Here is a 25,815-nt window from a genome sequence, read left to right as displayed (position 1 = left end):
TTTTGTTATTTTCCTACCATGTTTTCTGGTTTAACCCACTCGTCAAACTGGTCAGCCGTCAAATGACCACTGTTTACAGCTGATTCTTTTAAGGTTGTACCATCTTTGTGCGCTTGCTTCGCAATCGCTGCTGCATTTTCATAACCAATATGCGGGTTCAATGCTGTAACCAACATCAACGAATTGCTAACATGATTTTGAATAATATCAAGGTTTGCCTCGATACCAATTGCACAATGATCGTTAAAGCTATTCAGGCTATCTGTCATCAGGCGGACAGATTGAAGGAAGTTATACGCAATAACAGGTTTGAAAACGTTCAATTCAAAGTTCCCTTGGCTTGCAGAAAAGCCGATTGTTGCATCATTACCCATTACTTGAGCTGCAACCATCGTCAATGCTTCGCTTTGCGTCGGATTTACTTTACCTGGCATAATCGAACTTCCTGGCTCGTTTGCAGGAATAGTAATTTCGCCGATTCCGCTACGTGGACCACTTGCTAACCAACGTACGTCGTTGGCAATTTTCATTGCGTCTGCAGCTAATGCTTTGATCGCACCGTGCGTGTAAACCATTTCGTCGTGGCTTGTTAGTGCATGGAATTTGTTTTCTGCAGAAGTGAAATTAGTACCTACAGCTTCGCTAATGAATTCAGCAACTGAAGGACCAAAAGTTGGATCAGCATTGATGCCTGTTCCTACTGCCGTACCGCCGATTGCTAATTCGCGCATATACTCAACGCTTTCACGGATCATGCGCTCGCTCTTCTCAAGCATATGTCTCCAGCCACTAATTTCTTGTCCTAGTGTTAATGGTGTTGCATCTTGTAAATGAGTGCGTCCGATTTTGATTACTTCGTCAAATTTCGTCGCTTTTTCATCTAACGTTGCTTTCAACTTTTGAACAGCTGGGACAAGATTTTCTGTTACTGCTAAAACACCCGCAACGTGCATTGCAGTTGGGTACGTATCGTTAGAGCTTTGAGACATGTTCACATCATCATTTGGATGAAGTTTTTCGTCAGAATTTTGTTCTGCCAAGATTTCGTTTCCGCGGCGCGCTAGAACTTCGTTCATGTTCATATTAGACTGAGTACCGCTTCCTGTTTGCCATACGACTAATGGGAAATGGTCGTTCCATTTCCCTTCAATTACTTCGTTTGCAGCAACTTCTACAGCTTTCATCTTCGCTTCAGACAATTTTCCAAGTTTATGGTTAGCTTTAGCCGTCGCTTTTTTCAGTTGGGCAAACGCCATAACAACTTCGTGCGGCATACGTTCTGTACCAATTTCAAAGTTCTGCAAGCTGCGCTGTGTTTGAGCACCCCACATTTTATCTGCTTCAACTTGAATTTCACCGATGGTGTCTTTTTCTGTACGATACTGCATTCTATTCACTCCAATTCTGATATATAAGTAACCTTCTCTTCTATTATAACCATATTCATCTCTCAAAAAGCGATTTTTGTGGTTATAAATCATTGCCTCTCTTACTGAAAAACTCTTCAATAATTGCTTCGTCAGAATGCGGAATATATTCTCCTTTGACGATTTGCGCACCGTTGATTGAACCACTCGATAACAAGATCAGATCTTCTGGTCCACTTTCCTGTAAAGCTGCTAAAACGGCTTCACGTCTTGAATTAGCTGTGATGACTTGTTGTTTGTAAGGCACTGTAAAGCCTTTTAACACAGCATCAATGACAACGCTGGGTTCATTATCTCCGGGGTGGTCCACAGTTACGACAAGAACATCCGCTTTTCCTTCTGCTGCTTTCGCCATTTTCGGCATTTTCGAGAAATCCCGTATTCCAATTCCTGCAATCAACGCAATCAATCGGTTATGCGATAATTTTTTCACTTCATGCAGGACCGCTGATAACGCAACCGGTGTATGAGCATAATCCAAAATAACTTTTCGGTTTTCAGGACCTTGAATTACTTGAAAACGCCCTTCGACTTGAGACATTTTTGGCAAGACAGCTAAAATAGCTTTAATATCTTGACCCGACAAGAGAGCTGAACCAATTGCTGCCGTTAAATTGGCTGCATTGTATTCACCGAAAAGAGGTACATGAATTGGCCAACGTTCCCCTTGGTAATACAGATCAAACTTCAATCCTGTATCAGAAGACTCACAGGCGGTCCAAATTAAATCTGCACCAGACTCTGATCGACTGCTGTATGTTAAATGAGGATAACTGATAACTTCTAATATTTCTTTTGCCATGCCTTCATCATCTATATTGACGACCGCTGCTTTAGATTGTTTGAACAACATTAATTTAGACTGAAGGTAATGCTCAAATATCTTATGATATTCCAGATGTTCTTCTGAAATATTCGTGTGAATCGCTACATCAAAACGAATTCCTTCTACTCGCATTTGATCTAAAGCGATCGAAGAAACCTCCATAGCTACTGCACGGTCTCCTTCTTCTACGAACCTTGCAAATATTTTGTGGAGGTCAGATGAAATCGGAGTGGTAGGCGTACTTTTATAGAAGGGAATCTTGCCATCCATTCTTAAAATCCCAGTTGTCCCGATAAACCCACAGCTGATTCCAAGAAGATTAAACAAATTATAAACATATGTAGCTGTCGTAGTTTTTCCGTTGGTTCCTGTAACACCCACTTTGATCAACTTTTTTTGAGGCGAACTATAAAAGAAATCGGATAGGTAAGCAAGTGCTTCACGGACATTCGGTACGACTGCAAAAGAAAGATCTGGATGCTTCTCAGCAAACTCAGCCAATAACAGCTTATTAGATCCGATAATTGTTGTTGCTCCGTTAGCAATAGCTTCACCGATATACAAATGTCCATCGGTATTTTCACCGGTCACACAAAAGAAAGCGCAATCTTGGACAACTAACGTGGAGTTGTACTCGATTGAACTGAACGTTGAATATTCTGGTCCAAATTGTAAAATGATAGGAAAAGAAGGGATGTTGCTGAGTTGTATATCCATTAAAAGGCTCCTTAGGGAAAATTATGTCAAATACCTATGGTTTCACAGGAACGTGTATCATTATTCTATCATTTACCTATGCTTGCGGAAACACTTTTAAACCAATCTTTCTGAAATGATGCTCTTTTCTGCATTTTTATTAATTCAAAAACCTACACTCAAAATATTGAGTGTAGGTTTTTAAGTTTCCTTTTGTTCGTTGAGTTTTTAATAGCAGTTCTTTCTTCTCTCTCAGACCCCTTTTGCCCATTTTATTTTTTCTCTAAAATCTAACGAGGTGTAAGTCTGTACATAGAAAGTTCCTTCACTCACTTCAACAATTATTACTTTTTCGTCTCGATCAATAGCTTCATTATTATAGCCCGCAGCTCGCTTTGAAATCACTCCTGAATAGGTTTCAATTATTACTTCTCCATACCCGCCTTCGGGAATTGGAACGCTAACATCAGCCACTTGTCCAGACAGGGATTCTTCTGAATAAGCACTAGTTGCAGAAGACACGGGCAATAAAATTAAAAAATATAGTAAAAGATCTAAAAATGCAGCAGCCAATACGGAAATCCCCAAAACTGACCATTCGTTAAATTCTGTCGCTGTTTCCATTAAGAAACCAATCGCAGATCCGAACGTCACAAAGGCAAGGATGACAATTGGGCTAAATAGTGGCCAAGCAGATTTGAACTCTGCAACTTCGCCGAAAAAAACACATAAGACAGTTAATGCTCCTGCTGCGAGTAATATATACATATAGAGTTGTTCCATCGGCAAACCAAATAGACCCATTCCAAAACCTCCCATCCTAGTAAATTACTTACCATCTCTTTTATTAATACGCTAAACTTTAAAAGAAGTTTCAGAATTCTAGAAATCCATAAAAAAACCCATTCTTTTTACAGAATGGGTTTTGCAAATTGAAGCTCATGGAAACCATGGACTAGTTGGAATCCAATTCCTACATATCCTTCACTGAGCAATTGCTTTTGTTTGTTCAAATCATCCAATTTAACTGTCACGTGTTCACAATAGTGAACATCTATTTTTTCTAAATCTTTGACGAGAATATAACGTTTCAGTCCTTCATATTTTTCCTTTAAAGCTGCAATATGCATCGACTGCGTAAATTTATCTTTCAAACTTGGAATATTCATTGGGGCGACAGTGCAGCAAATATAACGGAACTTCACTTCAAGATTGGGTAATTCTTTCATAATGACTTCGGCCAATTTCTGTTGAAGACGATTTCCACGATATTCAGGAAGTACTACTGAAATTTCTTGATAAATGACTTTGCCTAACTCATCTGGCGGAAGTCCGATATCCCAACCTAAGTGTTCTTCATCAATATCAGGGATTAACAATGCTCTAAAACCAATCAACTCTTCTTCAACAAAAGCTCCTACCATGAGTCCTCGTTCGTTTAAGATAAACAAGAATTCTTCAGTTGTTAAAGCTTGTAGAGAAGCCTTTTCAGAAATAGACTCCATTACTTTTGCTTGAACTTGTTCAATTATAGGTAGGTCTTCCAAATACAAGCGCTTCATAGAAAAAGGTAGCTTTTTATGAAGCACTTGATTCGTAATCGTGCCTTCATACAGCAACTTCATCACTCATTCTCCTCCGTCTGTTTATGTAGCTTTAGAATACCACTTCCATCTATGAACGTCTGTAAGTTTTTCAAATTAACTCATTAATTAAAAAATATTCACGAATGTAAATTATTTTTTACAATTACTTCATTAAAAAACTGATCTATTTCTTTTTGGTTGCGCAATAAAACAACTTGATTGTGCGGATTTTCTTCTTTAAACTGCTTTATTCTTTTTCTCATCTTTATTTTTCTTTCATAATATGTAGAAACGATAAACTTTAAGAACGCTTTGTCCAACTTTTCCGGACACCCTTCTCCTAAATCGGGACGAGTTTTACCGTGATAGATAATTCGTCGTTTAACTACACGATACAAACAAATGATTAAAGGAAGCTCTAAGTAAATGATGGTGTCTGCTCTTTGCTCACGAATATTGTAAGTACTTGAGTAATTCCCTTCAATAATCCAATACTCTTTCTCAACAAGCTTTCGCTGTTGAGCACTAAATTCTTCCTCACTATTTTCCACCCAGCCTGGCTTCCAAAAATACGCATCTAAATGATAGACTGGAATTGTAGTTTTCTCTGACAGCTTTCTCGCAAAGCTTGATTTACCAGCGCCAGCAGACACTCCGAGCACCACGATTCTGTTCATATTCCGTTCCCCCTTACCCCATTTTTTTATAGTTTTTTCTTTATCATACACGTTTGATTTAAGCCATATCAAAAAGAATATTTCATTTTCACTTGCAATATATGTATCCCCATGTTATTCTAAGGAAGAATTATTTTTGTTCGGATAACTTTTTACGAAGTGTCAGATGTTCATCTGCAAGATTTGAGCAAGGATAGTAATACAATGTATGCTCACGCATACGAGGAGGAAATACACATGGAACAAGGTAAAGTAAAATGGTTTAACTCAGAAAAAGGATTTGGCTTCATCGAACGCGAAGGCGGCGACGATGTATTCGTACATTTCTCTGCAATCCAAAGCGAAGGCTTTAAATCACTTGACGAAGGTCAAGAAGTAACGTTTGATATCGAACAAGGCCAACGCGGTCTTCAAGCTACTAACGTACAAAAAGCTTAATCTAAAGCTAACTTATCAATGAGCTCTTCTTCGGAAGAGCTTATTTTTTTTATTTCATTTTAAAAGCCACGATTAGGAAAAATCCTAATCGTGGCTTTTTTCTTAGTTCAACCAAAAATAAAGTTGAAAGACCGTAAAAATTAAAATACTAAAGCCCACTGTGCTGAAAATAATCGCCAGCACTAGTTTTTTCCCAGTCATACTTTCACTCCTTATCAATTTTCAATTCTTTAATCGTTTTAGCGAGATCGCAAGCTCCCTCGCTTCTATTCGACAAAATGGTCAATATATTGCCCTCTGCTGGATAAAATGCCGAATGGAAACTAACCCCTGGGTCATAGCCCATAATATGATAGTTTAAAGCACCGGTTCCTTGCTTTTCAATCCATAGTCCATAGCCATAATCGCGATTTTTCTCAACAGCTTGAACTTGAAGCATTTTTTCTCGCATGTTTTCTGTTAATAATGTCCCATCCATTAAACAATTCCAGAAATTCGCCATATCATTTGCTGTTACATAAGCACCGCCATCAGCTCCACCGCGAACGGGTATGGCGTATTGATTGGTGCGCCAGTCACCCTCTTCTTCAATATAGCCAAATGCAGTATGACTCGGTAAGCGGTCTAAGCGGAAATATCCGGAATTATGCATCTTAGCGGGCACAAAAACACGTTCTTCTACTGCATCGACAAACTCTTTCCCTGTGACATTCTCAATAATTAACCCAAGCGCAATATATCCCGCATTATTATAGTGAAACTTTTCACCAGGCTCGAACATTACCGGCTGATCTTTAAATAACGGGATAAAATCTGAAGCTGTCTCCATCCCATACATCGGTCGCTGTTTCCATAAATCTTCAAAATCATCCATCACCTGTTCATCAAAATAGTCTGGGATACCTGAAGTATGCGTCAATAATTGATGAATCGTAACGTTAAAATGAGGAAATGTCTTTGGCAATAATTGAGATAACTGATCATCCAAACTAACTTTCTCTTCCTCTACCAACTGACAAATAACTACAGCCGTAAAAATTTTACTACCTGAGGCAATACTAAATCTCGTATTAATAGCATTAGGTCGCTCGTTGGCACGATCAGCGAATCCCTTCGCCATTGCCCATGGTTCTTTTTTAGCTAAATACGCAACTCCCGAGAAATTCGTTTTTTCCATTTTATCGAGTATCGGATTAGCTGCCTTTTCTTGTTGAAAGCGCCCTTCTTCTGTTATGTTGATTCGGCGACCATCAGTTAATTCGATCGATAACGGATGGGTTTCGCTTTTTTGTTTAGAAAAATACCAAATACGCTTTGGTGCCACTAAAAGAATAAAAGCATGTCCACTGCCAAGGAAATTCAGCGCTTTTACCTCAATCCCTTTACTGCCACGGACCGGGATATCCATGTCCTCAATCAATTCACCAACTTCTTCAACATATGGCGTGGTAATACTCACTTCACTAATGTTAAGAATGGAGTCTACAGTGAAATTACCCATACGATCGACGCTACGACGTGCAATAAATTCTATTACATTTCCTGCTGGATCTTGAAAGTAAAACGCATCCGCGTCGAAATTAGCGTAGAAGACTTCATCCATGCCTTCTTGGCGATTTAATGTCACGCGTTCACTGGTCCAAGATTTAGCTAAAGTAAATTGGTTTCCTGGTATGTTCAGCGCAAAATGATAAATTGCTGCCCTGTCCGATTCCTGAAAAACCAATTGAGATTCCCCCATCGACAATGTAAAACTGGTGTCATCTTCTTCAACAATTCGGAAGCCTAATTGGTACTCATAGAAACCTTTCATGTCTTCTAATTGATTTGTATATAAGATCACCTTTTTAAACATGCCCCTCACTCCTTGCCATAAGCATACCTAAAAATCGAAGCTTTTTCCTCTTTTAACCACAAAAAAGGAGCCCAAAGGCTCCTTTTTATTATTGTCGCTAAAAGTACTTAGAAAATCATAATTTCAGCAACCGACTATTCATTATTTCTTTTCTTTAAAGCCTTGCTCGATCAAGTAGTCTTCAGCGTTATCAAACGTTCCGAAGCTTTCTTCTAAGTTTTTGCCTGTGTAGACATTCCAGAACGGCTCTTCGTAAACCAAATCCAATTTTTCATTATCGCGATTCGTCCACGTTTTATCATATGGTGGCTCTGGTTCTAACGACAAATAATCCAACGAATCGGCAAGAACACTGCGTAATTCTTTTTCAGAGAAATCACGAATGTTTACAAAGCCTTTTTTGTCTACTTCATAGTGTGGCAAGTTGCCGACATAAACAAAACCGTTACCTGTCGGATGCAAATGATAGACCACAATTTTCTTGTCGTATAAGCTTTCTTCAAAATGAAAGTTCACACGTTTCATCGATACGTCTTTTCTCGTTAGCTCTGGAAAAGACTCAATAATTTCAAGCTTTTGTTCAAATGTTAACAATTTCATTACCTCTTTTCGTATTTTCGTTTATTTCATCAAAAATTTCAGGAAATTCTAAGACATAAACCTGCATAGCGTAACTGCCACTTGCAGAAATATATAAGTACACCCAGGTCGCATTTTCAATTACCATTCAGTATACCATGCTCAGCCTAATCCCACACCCATAGAAAAAAGCTGCGCGAACGCAGCATATTTTCTTTTTATTATATTAACCAAGCCAAGACCACTCATACTTCAGCTAGTTATTTCTTTTTGCCAAATGGCCACCAAACTCCACGATCAAACGATACGGAAATTGCCGGGATTAATAACGGCAACACAATCAAGCCGTACAACAGTAAGCCGGTAATCACAATGGTCGCAATTTGCACAAGGCTCAAGACACCCGATGGCATCATAGCACCAAATGTACCTGCTAGGATGATGGCCGCTGTAATGATAACTGTTCCCATTTTCGCCATCGATGTACGCATAGCATCGCGAACCGTAACGCCGTTAAAGGATTCTTCACGGAAACGATCAAGCAAGAAAATCGAATAGTCTACGCCTAGCGCTACTAACATAACAAAGCCGAAGAACGGCACTGCCCAGCTAATGCCATCAAAGCCTAAACCGTTCACAAAGATCAACTCTGCAATGGAAATCGCTGTGTAATACGTCAGTAATAACGAGCCAATCATATACAAAGGCATGATCAATGAACGGAATAAAATCGCCAAGATGACAAATAAGCTAATCAACATAATAATGACTGTAGTTGTAAAGTCACTAGAAGATACGTCTTTTAAATCACTATTGATACTTGAAATCCCACTAAATGCGATTTCGGTTTTTTCCAACGGTGTCCCTATTTTAGCACGCTCTACCGTCTCCTTAATTTCAGTTGTAACGTCGATAGCTTCAGGAGAATAGGGATCTTCTGATAAAATCACTTCCATCATCATTCCTGTACCATCTGCAAAAGAATAACGATCTACTACTTGTTGAAAATCTTCACTTTCTAGTGTTCCTTCTGGAATATACAAACCTGTATCACGTACCGCACTACTGTCGCTCATTTCTTGCATCATATCAACTGCTTGAGTTAAACCAGATTCAATCTCAGAAAGACCTTGGTTTGATGCGCCTACACCTTCCGCTAATTGCGTTAAGCCCTCACTTAGTTCAGCCGTTTGTCCAGCTGCTCCAGCTAAGCCTTGTTGAATTTCAGACAAGCCTCCACTGATTTGGGTTAATGCACCTACAGTTTGAGGAATGTTCCCCGTTTGTTGAAGTCCTTGCGAGACTTGTCCCAGTTGTTGATTGATTTGACCAAGCCCCGCAGCAGCTTCCGTTAAACCTGCAGAGTTTCCAGCTTGTTCACTAATAGCCGTTAAGTTGGTTTGAACTTCTGTCAGCCCTGCTTGTACCTCATCAAGTCCATCACGTGCATCGCCAAGCCCGTCAGCTAAGAGACCCAGCTGTTCGTCTACATAAAGTTCGTTAATGATGTCTCCTGTTGGACGTGTAATCGATCGAACCGTTTCGACACCTTCAATTTTTTCAATTTCTCTACTTAACGATTCAAAATAAGGAACTGTTTCTCGGCTAGTCAAGGTTTCGTCCGATTTCACAATTACTTGAACCGGTAGCGAATCACCTTTTCCAAAACCTTCTTCAATCGCATTTAATCCTTTTACCGATTCATACTCTGAACCAATTTCATCCACTGTATTAAAAGATAAAGAATTATCATACGTAAACAGCAACGGCACCGTGATTAAAGCTACAACAAGTATAGATAGCAATGGGCGGTTGATCGATAATTTGCTCATCCAAATCCACAATTTGCTGTCTCTATGGGAAGCCGATTTTTTAGCTGGCCAAAATAGTTTTTCTTTTAATAGCGCCATAAAGAATGGAACAATTGTATACAGCACGATCAACAAGACGAATATCCCAACTGCGACCGCAACAGCCGATTTGAAAATCGGGAATTCTGCAAAGCCGATTGCGAAAAATCCAACAAACACGGCTGCTCCACTAATTAGCAATGTTCTACCTGCTGTTTTATACGTATTGATAATCGACTGTTCGACATCATGTCCAGCTGCTAATTCTTCTTTATAGCGGCTTAATAGCAAAATACAATAATCTGTCCCTATACCGAACAAAATCGCTACAAGAAAGATTTGTGTATAGTTTGAAACCGGGAAGCCAAACCAATCAATGAAAAATGCTACCAATGATTGGCTCAATAAATAAGTAATTCCGACTGCCACAAGAGGGATAAATGGTGTCACAATCGAGCGGAATACAGCTAGTAACAAACCAAAAATTAAAACGACTGTAATGATTTCTGTCCGTTGCAAGCCTTCTTGCGCACTAACATTTACATCATTACTAATAATAGCTTCCCCTGTTATATAAACCGTTAACTCTTCAGGGATAATTGTTTCTCTAATTTCATCGGCAACAACATTCACTTCTTCATTGTTACCATCAACCATAATTGGCATTAAAACAGTTTGTTGATCTTCCGAAATTAATTGTTCTTCGAGTTCTTTACTTTCAACAGGATTTAATACACTCGTTATCGGATCACCCAATGCTTCGATGTCCGTCACCATTTGTTCCAGTGTTTGACGCGTTTCGTCTGTAACTTTACTTTCTAGCGGAATCACAAGTGATATCGTTTGTTCAGCAGCATCTGCATCACTTAATATTTGTGAGGCAATTTGTGAGGAAGCTTCATCCGATAACTGAAACGAACCTGCTTGTTCTGCTTGCTCTGTTAAGTTAGGTGCTAATAAGAATAAAGCCACCGTTAATACAATTAAACCAATCGCAATCGGCCATTTAAACTTTAATATGCTATGCATGCGTTACACTCCGTCCATCTTTATGATTGTTTTTAACTTGCGGAAAATCGTTAAAAACTGTTCGATTTCCTCATCTGCGATATTTTCAGACAGTAGCTTCTCAAGATAATCAGCCAACACTTGATCTAGCTCTTCAATAATCGCCTGTCCTTTATCCGTAAGCTCTAACAATTTCTCGCGTTTATCTGTAGTTTGTACAACTTGTATCACATCTTTTTGAAGCAATTTTTTGATGCGACTTGAAATTGCACTTTTATGTACAGCCTGTAATACAGCCAATCTCGCTGAAGTAATTTGCTTTTCCGATCCAATCAGCTTCAACATTTGAATTTGCTCAGGTGAATACTCTTTCCATAGTGGATGATCGACTGATTTGATCACCCTCTCCGTTCCATATACCAATACTTCTTGAAAAAGATCTACCGCTTCTTTTATTCGTCCATCCAAAATAGTATACCCCCTCAACTAGTAATTATAGTTTAGGGGGTATACCTTTTACCGTCAAGTTACTTTGTTTATTTCATAAAAAAACCTGTGAACAAAGTTCACAGGTTAGACTATTCAATATCACGTGTCGCTGTATTACGAATTTCAATGCGTCGTGCATAAATGTTTTTCGCGATGGTTTTAATAACAGCATAGACTGGAATCGCTAATATGATTCCCCATAATCCTGCAATATTCCCTGCCGCTAAAATTAGCGTAATAACGGTTAATGGGTGAACATCGAGCGATTTTCCCATCACGTTTGGCGTGATGAAATTACTTTCAATTTGCTGTGCAACAAGCATAATAATCCCTACATAGACGGCTTTAATGGGATCTTCCACAAGAGCAATAAGAATGGCTGGAATAACGGCAATATATGGCCCTAAAAATGGGATGACATTCGTAGCCATACCGATTAACGCCAGTAAGAGCGCATAGTCTAGCCCGATGATTAAGTAACCAATGAGCAGCATAATTCCAACTAAAAAGCTGACAAACAACTGACCTTGAATATATGCTTGTAAAGTATCATCGATATCATGCAATGTTTTACGAATCCATCCTTTTCGTTCTCCTGAGAAGAAACCAGAAACAAATGGAACGAATTTTTTATGGTCAACTAATAAATACACAAGGAAAAATGGAACTAACACTAATGTAATGACGCCAGATACGAAACTACCGATAAAGGAAACGACCCATCCCCCAACATCACCAAGTCGATCGCCAATTTGACCTGTCATGCCATTTAACTGTTCTTCAATTGAATCCGGCAGGCGTTCGCGTTGATCGAATATATATTGAGCCGACTCTTCCACACTTTGGATGATTTCTGGTGCATTATCTACCAATGCATTGATTTGCCCTGTCACAATTGGACCAATCATGATGAAAAACAGATAAAATACTAAAACGATTGATAATAGAACTGTCAGAACCCCAGCCCATTTTGGAAACTTTCTTTTCATCAAGAAATTCAAAACCGGTCTCGTCAAATAGAACAAGACGCCCCCTAATAATAGTGGGACAAAAATCGTTCCCGCAATAATAAATAAAGGATCGAAAATTCCTTGTACTTCAATAAACAATCGAATAATGACTAAAGCTAGAATAACCCCTATTCCTACTTGAAACCAAAGCTTGTTCGTCAAGCGTGCCACTACCTTTCTTTTCATTAATATACACAGTTTACCATGAAAATATGGTATTATATTTTTTATGTTGTTTTGAATTTATTGAGTGGAAAGCTCACTGCTAGATAACTAGATGAACGAACATTGGAGGATTTATATAAATGGACCAATTATGGCTTACTATCAAATTTTTGCTTCTTGGACTATTCCAAGGACTTACCGAACCAATCCCGATTTCTTCAAGTGGACACTTATTGATCGCACAATATTTTTTGGATGTACAAATTGAAGGAAGCGTATCAACATTCGCTTTACTCGTCAACAGTGCATCATTAATTGCAGTCTTAATTATTTACCGCGAAGATATTCAACGCCTTGTAATCAACGGGTTAAAATACTTTACTGTGAAAAACGCAGAAACTAAACGAGATTTTATGTTTATCGTTTACCTTGTTGTTGCAACGATTCCTGCGGCAGTCATTGGCCTGTTATTCCAAGACGCGATTGATGACAAACTTTCGACCATCGTGACAGTTGGCTTAACCTTAATCGTCACAGGCTTTGGTCTATGGTGGATTCGCAATATGCGTGGACAACGAAAAGATGGCAATATGACAATGAAAGACGCCATTATCATTGGCGGCGCACAAGCTATAGCACTTATTCCAGGCATCAGTCGCAGTGGTGCTACAATTGTCGCTGCAATGGCAAGAGGCATTAATCAAGAAACAGCGTTGCGCTTTTCTTTCTTATTATTCATCCCTGTTAGCCTTGGTGGTGCGGTTCTCAGCATTACGGACATTCTTAACGATGATAACTTAGCTACGATGGCAATTCCATACGTAATGGCGTTTCTTGGATCTTTAGTTGCTTCATATTTCTCATTAAAATGGTTTATGAACATTATGGCAAAAGGGCAATTAAAGTATTTCGCGGTTTATTGCTTTATCGTCGGTCCACTTGTTGTATTGGCATGGCTCATATTAAATTAATCAAAAAGGCAGGCTGTCAGTTTATTGACAGCCTGCCTTTTCTATCGATTAAAAAAATTAGCCGTATAATACGGTTGATTCTCTTCGTTAAATGCAGTTCCTACTCCTAAATACCCGAAATCTGGTTTCACAATATTTTCGCGATGACCTAAAGAATTCATCAACCCTTCATGAGCAAAAACACTACTGTACTGCCCATACGCCAAATTTTCACCTGCTACATAAAAGGTGATTCCGTCTTCTTTCATCCGATCAAAAGGAGATTGCCCAGCTAGATTTGTATGGCTGAAGTATTGATTTTCGGCCATATCCGCACTGTGCTTGCGAGCAGTCGTTCTAGTCTCACTATCCCATTTTAACAGTGGTAAACCTCGTTGAATGCGGGCTGAGTTGGTCAATTCGAAAAGCAAATATTCATAGCCCTCTTTCAACTTCTCATCCGATTCCGCATATATTTCTGGCCGTAGTTTTTCTAACTCTTCATGAATTACTTGTACGGCTGTTACAGTATCTCCTTCGTGTATATCGTAAAAAATGGTTGTATACGTATTATCCGTTTTAAACACATCGTATTCATCACGGGTATCGAGTATATATTGAACATTTCCTTTTTGGAGGCTTTTTAGTGGAGTGCCAAGTGCGGAACGGACTTCGGATTTGGTGGAATCCATCGTAATCCCTTCCTTTGAAGAAAACAAATCTTGGTTAGTAAACATCCCATTCACTATTCCATCCTGATCATAAGACAATAAAACATAGTTCTGAAAATCTTGATGATAACTATGCCAATCGGTTCCATACTCGTTACGCATCAAACGGAGCGGCAATCCTACTTTTCCCTGAGCTTCTTCTTTACTCATTCCGAGAGTTACATTATGAATGGCAAACAAAGAATCAGTTTCAACTAGTTCTGGTTTGGCCACTACCTCTGGTAGCTCTTCTGTTTGAGAAACGATAAACGACTGCAGTTGCGCACCAACGCGCACAGTAAAATCTCGTGCTTCATCTATAACTTGCGTTACTTCTGAGTTTCCTGCGATGTTGTCGACTGCAACGTCAACTGAATCTAAAAAACCTAAATAGACATATTTTCCAACAGGCTCTTCCCAAATCGGGCGCGCAAAAAAAACGGCCAGCAACACAACAAACCACCAAAAAATCTTTCGCACACGCATCACCTCTTAACTTATAGTTTAAAGGCAAACCATCCATCCACAAAGCAAAAAGGCTTTGTACAAGAAAAGCGCAAGCGTCCGTTTAGCTTCGACGGGCATAAGACACTCTGGCGAAGCGGCGGTCTTTGCCGCACAGTCGGAGTGACTTATGACCCTAGAAGCTGGGCGCTGGAGCTAGACAGTCAGAAAAGCGCAAGCGCCCATTTAGGACTGACAAGCGCTGGAGGCCTTGACAGTAATGGCGGTTTTTAGCCATTAATGGCAAGGCTGAAGCGACTCGAAGGACTGGGCGTTGGAGCTAGACAACAAGAAAAGCGCAAGCGCCCATTTAGCTTCGACGGGCATAAGACACTCTGGCGAAGCCATTCAAAAAGAGATGCCATCATTGGTGATGGCATCTCAGACTGTAGACAAGTCGCTCCGGTCTCTTTGTTGATGAGTCCTCTTATAAGATAAAAAGGGACGACTTTTATTTCATTAAACTTCTTCTGTAATAGCCGTTTTTTTAGGTGAACTAAACAGCAGTGTAAACGAAAGTCCAAGTCCGAATGTTACTAGACTAGTAATCAGCGTAGTTGAATCAGACGAAAACCCTGGGAACACGACAAACAATGATCCGATAATCAGTCCGATAATCGCTGCGTAAGTGACGTAAGTAAAATGTTGAAGCAAATATTGAATTGCTTTACTGCTGACGATAAATCCAACAATTACCCCAGCACCAATTGCGAAAACAATAGGAATATTCAAAGTGGATAAAGCGTTGATTGCGGTTGAATAAACACCTAACAACAACAAAATAAACGAACCACTAATTCCTGGTAGCAACATCGCCATACTCGCTAGCCAACCTGAGAAAAACAACATAAAGAAAACAGGTACAGTAAGCGATGTAATTGGCGCTAAATTTTCCTCAGTCGGAATAAATGCAGTAACTGCTAATGCCGCTCCAATAACCAATAGAATAATCACGTGTCGTGCAGTGAAGTTCTTCTTAACTTCAGCTTGCTTCATAATATATGGAATAACTCCGATGATTAACCCCATAAAGAAAAATTGAGTCGCTTCATGATGTTGTTCTAGTAAATATTCAATCACTCGGCTAAATAACAAAAGCGTGATGACAATTCCTATGCCAAGAGGCACTAAAAATCCAAGCTGCTTTTTCCAGTTGCGACTAAAAAACCCGCTAATCGCCTCTAATAAACGATCATAAATTCCTAAAATAAACGCAATTGTACCTCCACTTACTCCTGGAATCAAATCACTGATTCCCATCAAGATACCGCGGTATATATTCTTCCATTCCATTCGTCTAATCTCCTCGTTTTAAAAATCACTTGTATTAGTATAGCATGTGCCTATTGGAAACTCGAGCTTCACTCTGATCATTTTCTAGTCTAAAAAGCTCAGGTTAATACTTCTTTTGCTTCTTTCACAATCTCTTGAACAATTTCAGCAGCAGCTTTTTCTTCAGTCAAACTGCGCGTAGACTGGCCTGCCCACAATGACATAAACTCTGGATTCTCAATTTTTGCAGCAGCGGCACGAATATCTTTTGTAATTGTATTTTGAGAAGGAAAAGGCAAAGGATTAATGCCACTTTGTTCAAATTCACGGATAAAGCGATTATTGATGCCACGTGCGGGCCTTCCGGAAAAACTTTTTGTCACTACTGTACTTTCTTCACTACTGCCGAATATTGCTTGCTTATAAACTGCATGCGCTCCTGATTCTTTAGCGGTCACAAACCTGGTCCCAATCTGAACTCCTTGTGCACCAAGCACAAGCGAAGCAATTAATCCTCGACCATCGACAATGCCACCTGCTGCAATTACCGGGATTCTTATCGCATCCACTACTTGTGGAACTAAAGACATCGTACCAATCTGTGCACCTGATGAATGTTGATCTAGCGAAAAAGTACTGCGATGTCCTCCCGCTTCACTTCCTTGGGCCACTACAGCATGTGCTCCAGACGCCTCAGCTAGTTTTGCTTCTTCTACCGTTGTAATCATAACGATAGTTTTAACCTGTTGTTTTTTTGCAATAGTCATTTGCTCTCTAGATAAACAACCAAAAGCGGTACTGATAATTGGCACGCCTTCTTCAATACAAATATCAAATTGTTCTGCACTCCAATTAGGTGACGAATATGCAGACTGAAGGTTGCTAATCTGTAACGCTGAACGAAAAGGATTTAATGCTTGTTGCACTTCTGATAAGCGGCTAAAGTCGTCTTGTTCCGTAGAAGCGAAAATATTAACACCAAATGGTTTTCCGGTTTTCGACTGAATCTCTTTAATTGCTTGTCGTAGTGCATCTGGTGTCATGTATGCCGCTCCTAGAGTTCCAAGACCACCTGCATTACTGACTTCAGCAACTAACTCTACAGTCGTTGGACCACCTGCCATCCCCGCTTGAATAATCGGGTACTCAATTTTAAACAACTGGCAGATTTCTGTTTTTAATGAAATCATCCTGACTCCCCCTTTTCAGTTTCGCTAGACATTGCTATTGTTCTCAGTATCTCGTAAACGTCAATTTGCAGCAACAGGGAACTTTTCTATAGGGCATGTCGTTCTTTATAATAACTAAACATAAGAAGGCGGGATTTACTATGAAGGGATTCCTTTCACTTTTAGGTATCACTTTAATCGCAGGGGCATGTGGATTAATCCTCTTAACGTTTTATAATAACCCTTTAGAAAAAGCAATTAGCCGAGAAAGCATGCACGCATATATTGAAACACGCCAAAACAATGTTCCAGAGGTCACCCAACAAAATCAATTAGCAACTGAAATTCCAGAGCAAGCAGCCTTTACGACTACAGCCTACATGGCGATAGATAACAGTTGCGAAAGCGTTTCCTCCAAATAATAAAAGCCGACTCGTAAATTGAGTCGGCTTTTATTAGTAAACACATAGACGAACGGAATTTCCTGAAGGGTCTTTAACTTCCCAATAATCTTCGCGATGGACAATCTCCGCTCCTATTGCACGCAGATTTTTAGCGATTTTATTGCGATTTTCATTTTCCATTACTAATGTGTAATAATGCAATCCCGCTACTTTTTCAGGCAAAGCGGGAATCCCTACACCATTCCAGACGTTCATACCAATATGATGATGGTATTTTTGATCTGCTAAAAATATCGCTTGCCCACCCAAACTCGAAACGACTTCTAGACCAAGTCCATTTACATAGAAATCTTTTGCTTCGTCTAAATCAGACATGTGTAAGTGAATATGCCCTATCACGGTTTCAGCTGGAAGACGATTCCAAGGCTCTGAAGATTTTTGTGCTTCTTCAACTAATCCTTGAGCATCAATTGGATCTACCGCCATAGAAACTTCATCGTTACTCCAGTTCCATAGCTCAGGTTTCCGGTCCTGATAAATTTCGATGCCATTGCCTTCTGGGTCTGATAAATACAAAGCTTCGCTAACTAAGTGATCTGCAGAGCCTAATTGTATTCCTTGCTGATGAAGGTGAACCAGAATCTTTCCTAAAGATTCTCTCGTAGGTAATAATATTGCGAAATGATACAACCCTGCATAACGCCCTTGTTTTTGAGTGAGTCCCTCAACCACCTCAAGTTCCACCAACACTTTACTACCAACACCTAGACTGACTTTATCTTCTTCTTCTGAAATAACTTCGAACCCAATTACGTTCTCATAAAATTGTTTCATTTTCAGAAGATTTACTACTTTTAATCCCACTTCTCTTACGTGAGTAACTGGTTTTTTATGAAAATTCATTTGTATCCCTCTTCTCTAAAGGTTACTTTATGTAACTAATTATATTTAGTATACTCAGCTATGTCAAGTAACCTAATTCTTTTAAAACAGCCATTTTGTATGCTATTATTAAAGAAAAGGAGTGATGAGTATGGACACTTCCATCATTTGCCCCCGTTTTGAGACAGCAATTTCTTTACTCAGTCAACGCTGGACTGGACTCATTATTTATCAACTGCTATCTGGCCCCCAGCGTTTCAGCCATTTAACAGAAGTAATTGGCATTAGTGGTCGTTTGTTATCCGAGCGTCTCAAAAATTTGGAAGTGCAAGGTTTGGTCACACGAACCGTTTATCCTGAAACACCCGTGCGAATTGAATACGCTTTAACCGAAAAAGGACATTCCTTGAAACCAGTTATGGACGAAATCCAAAATTGGTCGCAAACTTGGATAGATCCCGCTTAATAAGTTAAGAATAAGCACATAGATAGCTAATCAACTTCGACCATTGCAATTCTATTTCATAAAAAAAGCTTATCCAATTTTACTGGATAAGCTCTTTTTTATTGGTTTTGCAAATGGATTATGTGCTTTAATCCTTCATGGGTTGTACTGAATATTGGGGTATTACTATCCAATTGCACAATAGACATAGCTAGCTTCGGACTGATTCCCACTAGAATGCATGTAGCTCCTATTAAATCTAGGGTGTCCGTCATCATTTGAATTTGATGCCGAATTTGATCTTCAAATTCTTTAATACCACTTAAATCTATCAACACATACTCAATTTTTTCCTCAACGCATCTCATTAAAACCGTAGCGATAAGATGATCTGTACGACTTTTATCAAACGCGCCAATCAATGGTAACGCAATCGTTTTGTCCCAAACATTTAAAATAGGAATGGATAATTCCTTTATTAATTGCTCATTTTTTTGTTGTTCAGCAGCTTGTGTGGTGACATCCATTAACATCACAATATACCCTTCTGGTTCATCGCTATCGCTCATAATTGGCGTTACCACAATGTCCGCCATTACTTGGTTACGAATCGATATGCGTGTCCGGTGGGTTCCGGCTAATTTTTTCATAACCGTTTTTTGATGTTGCGGATTTTTGTGAAAAGCATCCATACTCTCCCCAATCATTTCTCTACAGTCTGACAAACCATACATAGGAGCTACTTGGTTTAGTAATCGATATGCTTCAGAATTCATCCATCTAATGATATAGGAACTATCCGCAATAATAATCGTTTCCCCAATAACATCAAGGGCATTTAATACGTGTATATTTTCTGGGATTTTCCCGATAGCCGGCATTTTCTTCCACCTTATTTCTTAATTTTCACAAATTTATGTTTCTCTATTATGCCATAGCTTTGCAAAGATTCGTTGTACTTATTACATTTATTTTATAGAGACTTCCAATTTTTCTCGAGCAATTGAATAGCCTCCATCAAACCGTTCGATTGTTTCATTTTTGAGCCAATAAGTGACGGGAAATAACTTATCTAAAAAATAACGATCATGTGAAACTGCAATAATCGTTCCTGGAAATTCACTTAACGCCTCTTCCATAACTTCTTTTGCTTCTAAATCTAAATGATTTGTCGGTTCATCCAAAATTAGCAAATTATGATGTTGATGCATGAGTTGAGCGAGTCGCAGCCTCATGCGCTCTCCGCCACTAAGTTGTCGTACAGGTTGAAATACCATATTGCCAAAGAATAAAAATTGAGCAAGCATGGGACGCGCATCGTATTCCGAAACAGCGATTGCTTCCCGAAATTCTTCGATAATGGTTCTGTCATTATTCATTTCCAATGTGTGTTGAGACAAGTAACCAATCGATAAACCACTTCCGAGCTTCACATCTCCAGCATCAACTGACTCTTTTCCAACCATCATATTTAGCAAAGTTGTTTTCCCTGTTCCATTGGAGCCGACAATTGCCACGCGTTCTCCGTAACGAATGTGCATGGAAATGTCTTGAAATAACATACGCTCCCCGAACTCTTTCCAAATCCCATCGAGGTAAACAACATCTTTGCCGCTGCGTCCATCTATTTTCAAGTTTAAAGCCATTTGTTTTTTCGATAAGACTGGCCGGTCGAGAACTTCAATGCGGTGCAACGCTTTTTCCATACTTTTTGCTTGGCGGTGCATGCCTGCATTAGGCGGATTCGCTCGATTGGCCCATTCTTTCAAGCGTTTAATGGTTTCTTTCATCTTTTGAATTTTCTTTTGCTGATCTTGGTACTGCTGGAATTCAATTAACAAGCGAGCTTCCCGCTCCTTTACATAACTCGAATAATTTCCAGCGTATTGAATTAGCTCACCTTGGTCTAGCTCCCAAATATGTGTAACGGTTTCATCTAGAAAATAGCGATCGTGAGAAACGAGGACGATTGTACCTTTGTAATGACTAATAAACGAACCAAGCCATTCAATCGCATCTAAATCCAAATGGTTTGTCGGTTCATCTAACAGCAGCAAATCGGGTTTTTGTAAGAGTAACTTGGCTAATCCCACTTTTGTTTTTTCTCCACCACTCAAATGTCCCCATTGTTCAAGTTTTAACGACTTAATCTTTAGCCCATTTAACACTTGGTCAATTCTCATGTCTATGTCATAGCCACCGCGTTGGATAAAATCATCTTGCATCGCTCCGTAGCGGAGGAGCAGACGCTCCATTTCTTCAGGATTGACATTTTCCATCTGCTTTTCCATTTTCGTTAACTGCTTCTGTAAAGCGTTTAACTCTGAAAAAACAGCTTTTAATAATTGTTCTACTGTCTGCGCTTCCTGCTCATCAGGTGACTGCTCTAACAGACCAATTTTACTACCTTTTTTCCACGTCACTACTCCTTCTGTTGGCTGTAAAGTTCCTGCGAGTACATTTAATAGCGTGGACTTTCCTTCTCCGTTTCTTCCGACAAGTCCGATGCGATGACCTTCCATGACCTCGCCTTTTATATGATTGAATATCTTTTGCGTTGCAAAATGGCACATTAATTGTTGAAACTGGCTAATAATCATCTTTCTCTTCCTTTCTAATGAAGAGACATGCATACAGAAAAAGGCACGCCAAGAGGCATGCCTTTGTCAAAATCCGATTGTAGGCAGATGTCTCTTACTGGTAATATTCACTCGATTTTATTGGCTGAAAAAGGACAGACTCTTCCCGTCCAGCTACTCCAGTGAAAGTAACGCCATGAAGAATGTAGAGATATTCTTGACACTCTGTCATGCGCTTACCAGTTTGATTCATCTTACCCACCCCCTTTATATAGTCTCTATATCATACAATTCCGACTAAACGGCGTCAACACATTGGCAGAATATTCTTTTTATATAAGCTTATCTAAAAAAGAGGTATAAGCTTTTTGAAATCCGGGTAATAATAAATTAAGAGCCATTCCACAGGAAGGGGAATCAGATAATGTCTATGTACTCTAAATTGACTTTTGACAACGATACCCGAAAAGTAGAAAAAGCTTTAAAAAAGTACGAAGCTAAAAAAACCGAAGCTTTAGTGTTGCTTGCTGAGATTGATATGCTCGAAAAAATGGAAGATGTTCAAGATGCTGAACTATGGAAACGACAGTCCATGAAAGAGAAGCTTGTGGCAGTAGAAAGACAGCGACGAGATTTGAAAGAATTGATTACCGATTATATCGAAAAACACGGCGACCAAGATTTACACCCTTATACGGAACTTTTGCACGAACTTGAGAGCGATAAAGCAAAATAAGACGAGGGCAGGGATCCATTGGTTCCTGCTCTCGTCTTATTTTTTTCTAGAAGTGCTTTTACCGATCGACTGTAAAATATCCCCCATCCACCCTTTTTGCTTAAGGTATAAGTAAAGAACAAATGTCGACCCTAAAATGATTAACACCGATCCAAGATATCCGAACTTCCATTTTAACTCGGGCATATTTTCAAAATTCATGCCCCATAACGCTCCCCAGGCCATCACTGGGGTAAACAAAGTAGTTAAAACCGTTAAGGTTTTCATGATTTCGTTGCCTCGATAATTAGCGACTACATTTTCTATATCGACCATATTGTTCACTTCATCTTCATAGGAATTAACAAGCATCACACAGCGCTCAATACGAGTAGCAGTTCGACGATATTCTACTCGATCTGTAACTTCTTTTCCAAAGGTTTCTTCAATAGCCATTTTAATTTCTTGAAACCCCATAATTAGATGCTTCCACAATAAAATTTCATGGCGAATATTTTCGATTTCTCCCAATGTCTTTTTATTGTTCTGTTCTTTAATCGCCCATAACAAGTCATGTAAACGTTCTTCAAAACGGTCTATTTTATGCAAAATGGATGCGACCATTTCGCCAAGAATAATCATGAAGACTTCTATTGAAGATGCCGCACTTTCCATCTGTTTTAAAATCTCAGCTTTATCTAAATCTGCTTCTTGTTCAAAATCAATTTTACTGGTGACAAAAACCTCTTTAGACAAATAGAAGTGAAAGACTTCACGAGAACCTTTGGACGTTGCACTTTGTTTATATATTAATGAGCCCCATAACGACTCATTGCCAAGGGTAACGGTATGCGTATGAAGAATGTTGACCGCTGGATTTTTCGATTTGTCGATCCAATTACGCATTTTTTCATTTTCCGGAAGATATTTGCGGAAGTTCTTCTCTTCAACACCTTCTTCTTCGTGCCAGATTGCATGGTTGAAAGCATATCTTGGCATGTAACTATCCCCTTTCAACAATTGTTGCGATGTAAAAGGCAAGCCAACAATCGGCTTGCCTATTCTTTCTCGTGCGTATTGTCTCTGTATTTTTCATTTGAGTTTTCTTTATACTCTAAATCTCTGTCAGGCATCGGGTCCATATCTTTTTCAGGTGGCATATTGCGCCGTGGTTCAACTTCTGGAATCAGTCTTTCGCCTTCTTTGTTTTCACGGTTTTTCTTCATCCAAAACACCTCCATGGATTGTTGTTATACCGTAATTACCCGTTCTCTCTATTTATAATCATAGCGAAAAAAATCCAATTACTGAACTGTTAAAGATTCTATTAGCTCAACATCGTCTGGATAAGCCATTTCCAGTTCACGAATTTCAGCAATGGATTTCCATGCTACATCAGCGATCCACTCATCTTCTTTATCAAAGATAATTTCTCCACCCGTTACTTCTACCTTGAAATATACTACTTCAAAAGACACTTTCGAATCTTCATATTCTCCTGCTCGTGTGTGTAAGGTTTCCACAACTCGTACAGTCAATCCAGTTTCTTCGAAAAATTCTCGAACACAGCACTGTTCAACCGTTTCTCCTTCTTCAACTCCACCTGCTGGTACCGTCCACTTTTTTTCTTCTCCAGGAACTCCCTGCAAGACTAATAGCACTTCGTTTTCTTGATTGACGCAGACACCTGCAGCGCCTTTCCAATTTGACATTTCCATGCAATCGCTCCTATCATGTTTTCAAATTAAACAGCTCTTTTTACGTTACCACACATTTCAACAAACCGTACCAGCTTCTCTAAATAATTCTAGACATAACAAAACGGCTTGCAGCTGCAAGCCGTTATTCTGAAGGTGTTACTCTGCCTTTTTTCGTTGTTCCTGTTCTAAAACGATGCCATGAGTAGCTTCTGGTAATCCAAGATCTCCCGAAAAGCCATTTGCTCTATAAAAAGCATCGGCTGCTGAAGAATCTGTTCGGACGACGAGTTCATGGAAATGTCCTTTCGCATCTTCAACAATTTTTTGTAATAACTTTGTGCCGATGCCTTGTCTGCGAGCATTTGCAGAAATATAAAATCTCCGAAGTCTCCCTACACCGTCTTTACTTGAATAAGGATCACGATTTAATCCACCGATTGCTACCAAATGGTCATGATGATCCCATACACCGTATAGAACTTCAGCTGGCTTATTGAATGTATTGCTACCATCTTCGTATTGGTCTACAAGTCTTCTTAAAAAACGATACCCTTCGGCTTCACTTTCTTCTATTAGTTTTGAAACGTCCAACTTCTTCAAGTCTTGGATTTCTTTGATTTCTACTGTCATGTCGCATCCTCCTCATAATGGATATACACTTTCCACTTACGGATTTTCTGACGATCACCTGCTCTTTTAGTGTATAGCAGTTATCGTGTAATTGCTATTAAATATCAGAATCTTCTTTCAACTAAAAAGAAGCCGCAAATTTGCAGCTTCTTTTGTTCTTTATACTACGGTATCTTCGATTGCCTCTTTTCGTTGCTCTGTTTTCTTAATGATGAAAATACTGGTTTCATAAAGACCCGCCATTGGAATCAACACAAGCAACTGACTCAAAAAATCCGGCGGGGTAATTAATGCTGAAACAACAGCTAGGACAAGGTAGGACCACTTTCTGACCTTCTTCATCGAAACAGAAGTTAAAACACCAATCGATGATAAAAACAAAGCAATAATAGGCATCTCAAATAAGAGACCTAACGGAACTGTTGTCATGATAAGAAAATGAATGTATTCATTTGCTGAAATCATTACATCAAAATTTGCCATCCCCATGCTGATTAAAAATTGAAAGCTCAATGGATTAACAATAAAGTACCCAAAAGCGATTCCCAAAATAAACAACAAAAACATAACAGGTGAGTACAAGCCAAGAAAACGTGCTTCTTTTTCTTCAAGACCCGGCTTTACAAATTTCCATATGAAATGAATCAGAAATGGTAAGGACAAGCCTAAAGCTAATGTCGCCGAGATGGATGTATAAAATTTAATCACTTCAAGAGGACCCAAAATGACTAAATTATTTCCCTTAACGATATAAGGAAACCAAAAATTCAAAGTTGAAAAGACAACTACTAAGAAAAACAAGAAAACAATAGCACTTTTAATAAGTTGTTTTCTGAGTTCACCTAAATGACCCACCAATGTTTCCACTTGCATCGTCGTTTCTTCTATTGGTGGTTCTAGTTCATTAATAGGAGGTTCCGGTATTTTTTCCGGAACCTTTTCCGCAGGCTTTTCTGGTTGTGCCGCTTTTTTATGCAACGGACTTATTAACTTTTTATCTCCATACGGATCCATTTAACCACCTTCATAGTTTCTCAGATTTTTTTAAGTCTTTATCTTCAACCGTGTCTTTTTTTACCGTTTCTTCGTCATCATCATCCATTAATCCCTTTGTTGATCGTTTGAATTCAGAGAAAGTTTTTCCTACTGCACCACCAATTTCCGGTAATTTCTTTGGACCGAATATAATCAGCACAATCACTAAAATAATGATTAAACCTGGTACCCCTATTGAAGCTAATCCTCCCAT

28 protein-coding genes are annotated in these 25,815 nt (G+C 39.1%); 5 read left to right on the top strand and 23 right to left on the bottom strand.

Annotated features, from left to right (window positions below; genetic code table 11):
• Positions 1 to 5 precede the first annotated feature (5 nt).
• The 5 genes from fumC to MLE13_RS09170 all read right to left on the bottom strand — a co-directional run bounded on the left by fumC (position 6) and on the right by MLE13_RS09170 (position 5,212).
• Positions 6 to 1,388, bottom strand: coding sequence for a class II fumarate hydratase (gene fumC / locus MLE13_RS09190; RefSeq protein WP_240749425.1), 1,383 nt, complete (start codon positions 1,386 to 1,388; stop codon positions 6 to 8).
• 82 nt (positions 1,389 to 1,470) lie between these two features.
• Positions 1,471 to 2,970 (bottom strand): UDP-N-acetylmuramoyl-L-alanyl-D-glutamate--2,6-diaminopimelate ligase, encoded by a 1,500-nt coding sequence (locus MLE13_RS09185; RefSeq protein ID WP_240749424.1) that lies wholly within the window; start codon positions 2,968 to 2,970, stop codon positions 1,471 to 1,473.
• 231 nt (positions 2,971 to 3,201) lie between these two features.
• Positions 3,202 to 3,753: a hypothetical protein gene (locus tag MLE13_RS09180; protein ID WP_240749423.1), complete on the bottom strand. Its 552-nt coding sequence runs from the start codon at positions 3,751 to 3,753 to the stop codon at positions 3,202 to 3,204.
• Positions 3,754 to 3,860: 107 nt separating this feature from the next.
• On the bottom strand, positions 3,861 to 4,574 hold the full coding sequence (locus MLE13_RS09175) for a hypothetical protein (protein ID WP_240749422.1): 714 nt from the start codon (positions 4,572 to 4,574) through the stop codon (positions 3,861 to 3,863).
• A 98-nt stretch (positions 4,575 to 4,672) separates the two neighbouring features.
• Entirely contained in the window at positions 4,673 to 5,212 is a 540-nt protein-coding gene (locus MLE13_RS09170) for a topology modulation protein (RefSeq protein ID WP_240749421.1), read from the bottom strand.
• Positions 5,213 to 5,449: 237 nt separating this feature from the next.
• Between MLE13_RS09170 and MLE13_RS09165 the strand changes: the two genes are divergently transcribed.
• A complete protein-coding gene (locus tag MLE13_RS09165; RefSeq protein ID WP_006830093.1) occupies positions 5,450 to 5,650 on the top strand; it encodes a cold-shock protein in 201 nt (66 codons plus the stop codon).
• 205 nt (positions 5,651 to 5,855) lie between these two features.
• Here the strand turns inward: MLE13_RS09165 and MLE13_RS09160 are convergent, their stop codons facing one another.
• From MLE13_RS09160 to MLE13_RS09140, 5 genes are all read right to left on the bottom strand, one after another.
• On the bottom strand, positions 5,856 to 7,505 hold the full coding sequence (locus tag MLE13_RS09160; protein ID WP_240749420.1) for a serine hydrolase: 1,650 nt from the start codon (positions 7,503 to 7,505) through the stop codon (positions 5,856 to 5,858).
• A gap of 141 nt (positions 7,506 to 7,646) precedes the next feature.
• A complete protein-coding gene (locus MLE13_RS09155) occupies positions 7,647 to 8,099 on the bottom strand; it encodes a hypothetical protein (protein WP_240749419.1) in 453 nt (150 codons plus the stop codon).
• Between the two features lie 245 nt (positions 8,100 to 8,344).
• Positions 8,345 to 10,963: an MMPL family transporter gene (locus tag MLE13_RS09150; protein WP_240749418.1), complete on the bottom strand. Its 2,619-nt coding sequence runs from the start codon at positions 10,961 to 10,963 to the stop codon at positions 8,345 to 8,347.
• A 3-nt stretch (positions 10,964 to 10,966) separates the two neighbouring features.
• Complete coding sequence (locus MLE13_RS09145; RefSeq protein ID WP_065527363.1) at positions 10,967 to 11,410, bottom strand: MarR family winged helix-turn-helix transcriptional regulator; 444 nt, start codon at positions 11,408 to 11,410, stop codon at positions 10,967 to 10,969.
• A 110-nt stretch (positions 11,411 to 11,520) separates the two neighbouring features.
• Complete coding sequence (locus MLE13_RS09140; RefSeq protein ID WP_240749417.1) at positions 11,521 to 12,603, bottom strand: AI-2E family transporter; 1,083 nt, start codon at positions 12,601 to 12,603, stop codon at positions 11,521 to 11,523.
• A gap of 143 nt (positions 12,604 to 12,746) precedes the next feature.
• On the opposite strand from MLE13_RS09140, the gene MLE13_RS09135 reads away from it, so the two are divergent.
• Entirely contained in the window at positions 12,747 to 13,577 is an 831-nt protein-coding gene (locus MLE13_RS09135; protein ID WP_240749416.1) for an undecaprenyl-diphosphate phosphatase, read from the top strand.
• 41 nt (positions 13,578 to 13,618) lie between these two features.
• Here the strand turns inward: MLE13_RS09135 and MLE13_RS09130 are convergent, their stop codons facing one another.
• The 3 genes from MLE13_RS09130 to MLE13_RS09120 form a co-directional block, all read right to left on the bottom strand.
• Positions 13,619 to 14,752, bottom strand: a complete 1,134-nt coding sequence (locus MLE13_RS09130) for a CAP-associated domain-containing protein (RefSeq protein ID WP_240749415.1) — start codon at positions 14,750 to 14,752, stop codon at positions 13,619 to 13,621.
• Positions 14,753 to 15,229: 477 nt separating this feature from the next.
• Positions 15,230 to 16,063 (bottom strand): DUF368 domain-containing protein, encoded by an 834-nt coding sequence (locus tag MLE13_RS09125; protein ID WP_240749414.1) that lies wholly within the window; start codon positions 16,061 to 16,063, stop codon positions 15,230 to 15,232.
• Positions 16,064 to 16,161: 98 nt separating this feature from the next.
• The gene (locus MLE13_RS09120) at positions 16,162 to 17,232 is read right to left on the bottom strand and encodes an NAD(P)H-dependent flavin oxidoreductase (RefSeq protein WP_240749413.1); all 1,071 of its coding nucleotides are present in this window, start codon (positions 17,230 to 17,232) and stop codon (positions 16,162 to 16,164) included.
• Between the two features lie 140 nt (positions 17,233 to 17,372).
• Here MLE13_RS09120 and MLE13_RS09115 point away from each other — a divergent pair, with 140 nt between their 5' ends.
• Complete coding sequence (locus tag MLE13_RS09115; protein ID WP_240749412.1) at positions 17,373 to 17,633, top strand: hypothetical protein; 261 nt, start codon at positions 17,373 to 17,375, stop codon at positions 17,631 to 17,633.
• Positions 17,634 to 17,666: 33 nt separating this feature from the next.
• Here MLE13_RS09115 and MLE13_RS09110 read toward each other — a convergent pair whose 3' ends face one another.
• Positions 17,667 to 18,518: a VOC family protein gene (locus tag MLE13_RS09110; protein WP_240749411.1), complete on the bottom strand. Its 852-nt coding sequence runs from the start codon at positions 18,516 to 18,518 to the stop codon at positions 17,667 to 17,669.
• Between the two features lie 130 nt (positions 18,519 to 18,648).
• Between MLE13_RS09110 and MLE13_RS09105 the strand changes: the two genes are divergently transcribed.
• Complete coding sequence (locus MLE13_RS09105; RefSeq protein ID WP_008498698.1) at positions 18,649 to 18,963, top strand: winged helix-turn-helix transcriptional regulator; 315 nt, start codon at positions 18,649 to 18,651, stop codon at positions 18,961 to 18,963.
• A 98-nt stretch (positions 18,964 to 19,061) separates the two neighbouring features.
• Here the strand turns inward: MLE13_RS09105 and MLE13_RS09100 are convergent, their stop codons facing one another.
• From MLE13_RS09100 to MLE13_RS09090, 3 genes are all read right to left on the bottom strand, one after another.
• Entirely contained in the window at positions 19,062 to 19,823 is a 762-nt protein-coding gene (locus tag MLE13_RS09100) for an STAS domain-containing protein (RefSeq protein ID WP_240749410.1), read from the bottom strand.
• A gap of 87 nt (positions 19,824 to 19,910) precedes the next feature.
• Positions 19,911 to 21,542 carry a ribosomal protection-like ABC-F family protein gene (gene abc-f, locus MLE13_RS09095; protein WP_240749409.1) on the bottom strand — a complete coding sequence of 544 codons (1,632 nt, stop codon included), beginning with the start codon at positions 21,540 to 21,542 and terminating at the stop codon, positions 19,911 to 19,913.
• A gap of 94 nt (positions 21,543 to 21,636) precedes the next feature.
• Positions 21,637 to 21,774 carry a hypothetical protein gene (locus MLE13_RS09090; protein WP_240749408.1) on the bottom strand — a complete coding sequence of 46 codons (138 nt, stop codon included), beginning with the start codon at positions 21,772 to 21,774 and terminating at the stop codon, positions 21,637 to 21,639.
• 171 nt (positions 21,775 to 21,945) lie between these two features.
• Between MLE13_RS09090 and MLE13_RS09085 the strand changes: the two genes are divergently transcribed.
• Positions 21,946 to 22,257 (top strand): hypothetical protein, encoded by a 312-nt coding sequence (locus tag MLE13_RS09085; protein ID WP_240749407.1) that lies wholly within the window; start codon positions 21,946 to 21,948, stop codon positions 22,255 to 22,257.
• 36 nt (positions 22,258 to 22,293) lie between these two features.
• Here the strand turns inward: MLE13_RS09085 and MLE13_RS09080 are convergent, their stop codons facing one another.
• The 6 genes from MLE13_RS09080 to tatA form a co-directional block, all read right to left on the bottom strand.
• Complete coding sequence (locus MLE13_RS09080; RefSeq protein ID WP_240749406.1) at positions 22,294 to 23,235, bottom strand: magnesium transporter CorA family protein; 942 nt, start codon at positions 23,233 to 23,235, stop codon at positions 22,294 to 22,296.
• Positions 23,236 to 23,294: 59 nt separating this feature from the next.
• The gene (locus MLE13_RS09075) at positions 23,295 to 23,462 is read right to left on the bottom strand and encodes a hypothetical protein (protein ID WP_008498691.1); all 168 of its coding nucleotides are present in this window, start codon (positions 23,460 to 23,462) and stop codon (positions 23,295 to 23,297) included.
• A gap of 78 nt (positions 23,463 to 23,540) precedes the next feature.
• Complete coding sequence (locus MLE13_RS09070; protein ID WP_430905209.1) at positions 23,541 to 23,948, bottom strand: NUDIX hydrolase; 408 nt, start codon at positions 23,946 to 23,948, stop codon at positions 23,541 to 23,543.
• A gap of 144 nt (positions 23,949 to 24,092) precedes the next feature.
• The gene (locus MLE13_RS09065) at positions 24,093 to 24,566 is read right to left on the bottom strand and encodes a GNAT family N-acetyltransferase (protein ID WP_240749404.1); all 474 of its coding nucleotides are present in this window, start codon (positions 24,564 to 24,566) and stop codon (positions 24,093 to 24,095) included.
• Positions 24,567 to 24,725: 159 nt separating this feature from the next.
• Positions 24,726 to 25,580: a twin-arginine translocase subunit TatC gene (tatC, locus tag MLE13_RS09060; protein ID WP_240749403.1), complete on the bottom strand. Its 855-nt coding sequence runs from the start codon at positions 25,578 to 25,580 to the stop codon at positions 24,726 to 24,728.
• A gap of 10 nt (positions 25,581 to 25,590) precedes the next feature.
• Positions 25,591 to 25,815 carry a twin-arginine translocase TatA/TatE family subunit gene (gene tatA, locus MLE13_RS09055; protein ID WP_240749402.1) on the bottom strand — a complete coding sequence of 75 codons (225 nt, stop codon included), beginning with the start codon at positions 25,813 to 25,815 and terminating at the stop codon, positions 25,591 to 25,593.

Source organism: Planococcus halocryophilus (assembly GCF_022489025.1).
In the GTDB taxonomy this organism is placed as follows: domain Bacteria; phylum Bacillota; class Bacilli; order Bacillales_A; family Planococcaceae; genus Planococcus; species Planococcus halocryophilus_A.
This window is presented reverse-complemented; position numbering and strand designations above follow the sequence as displayed.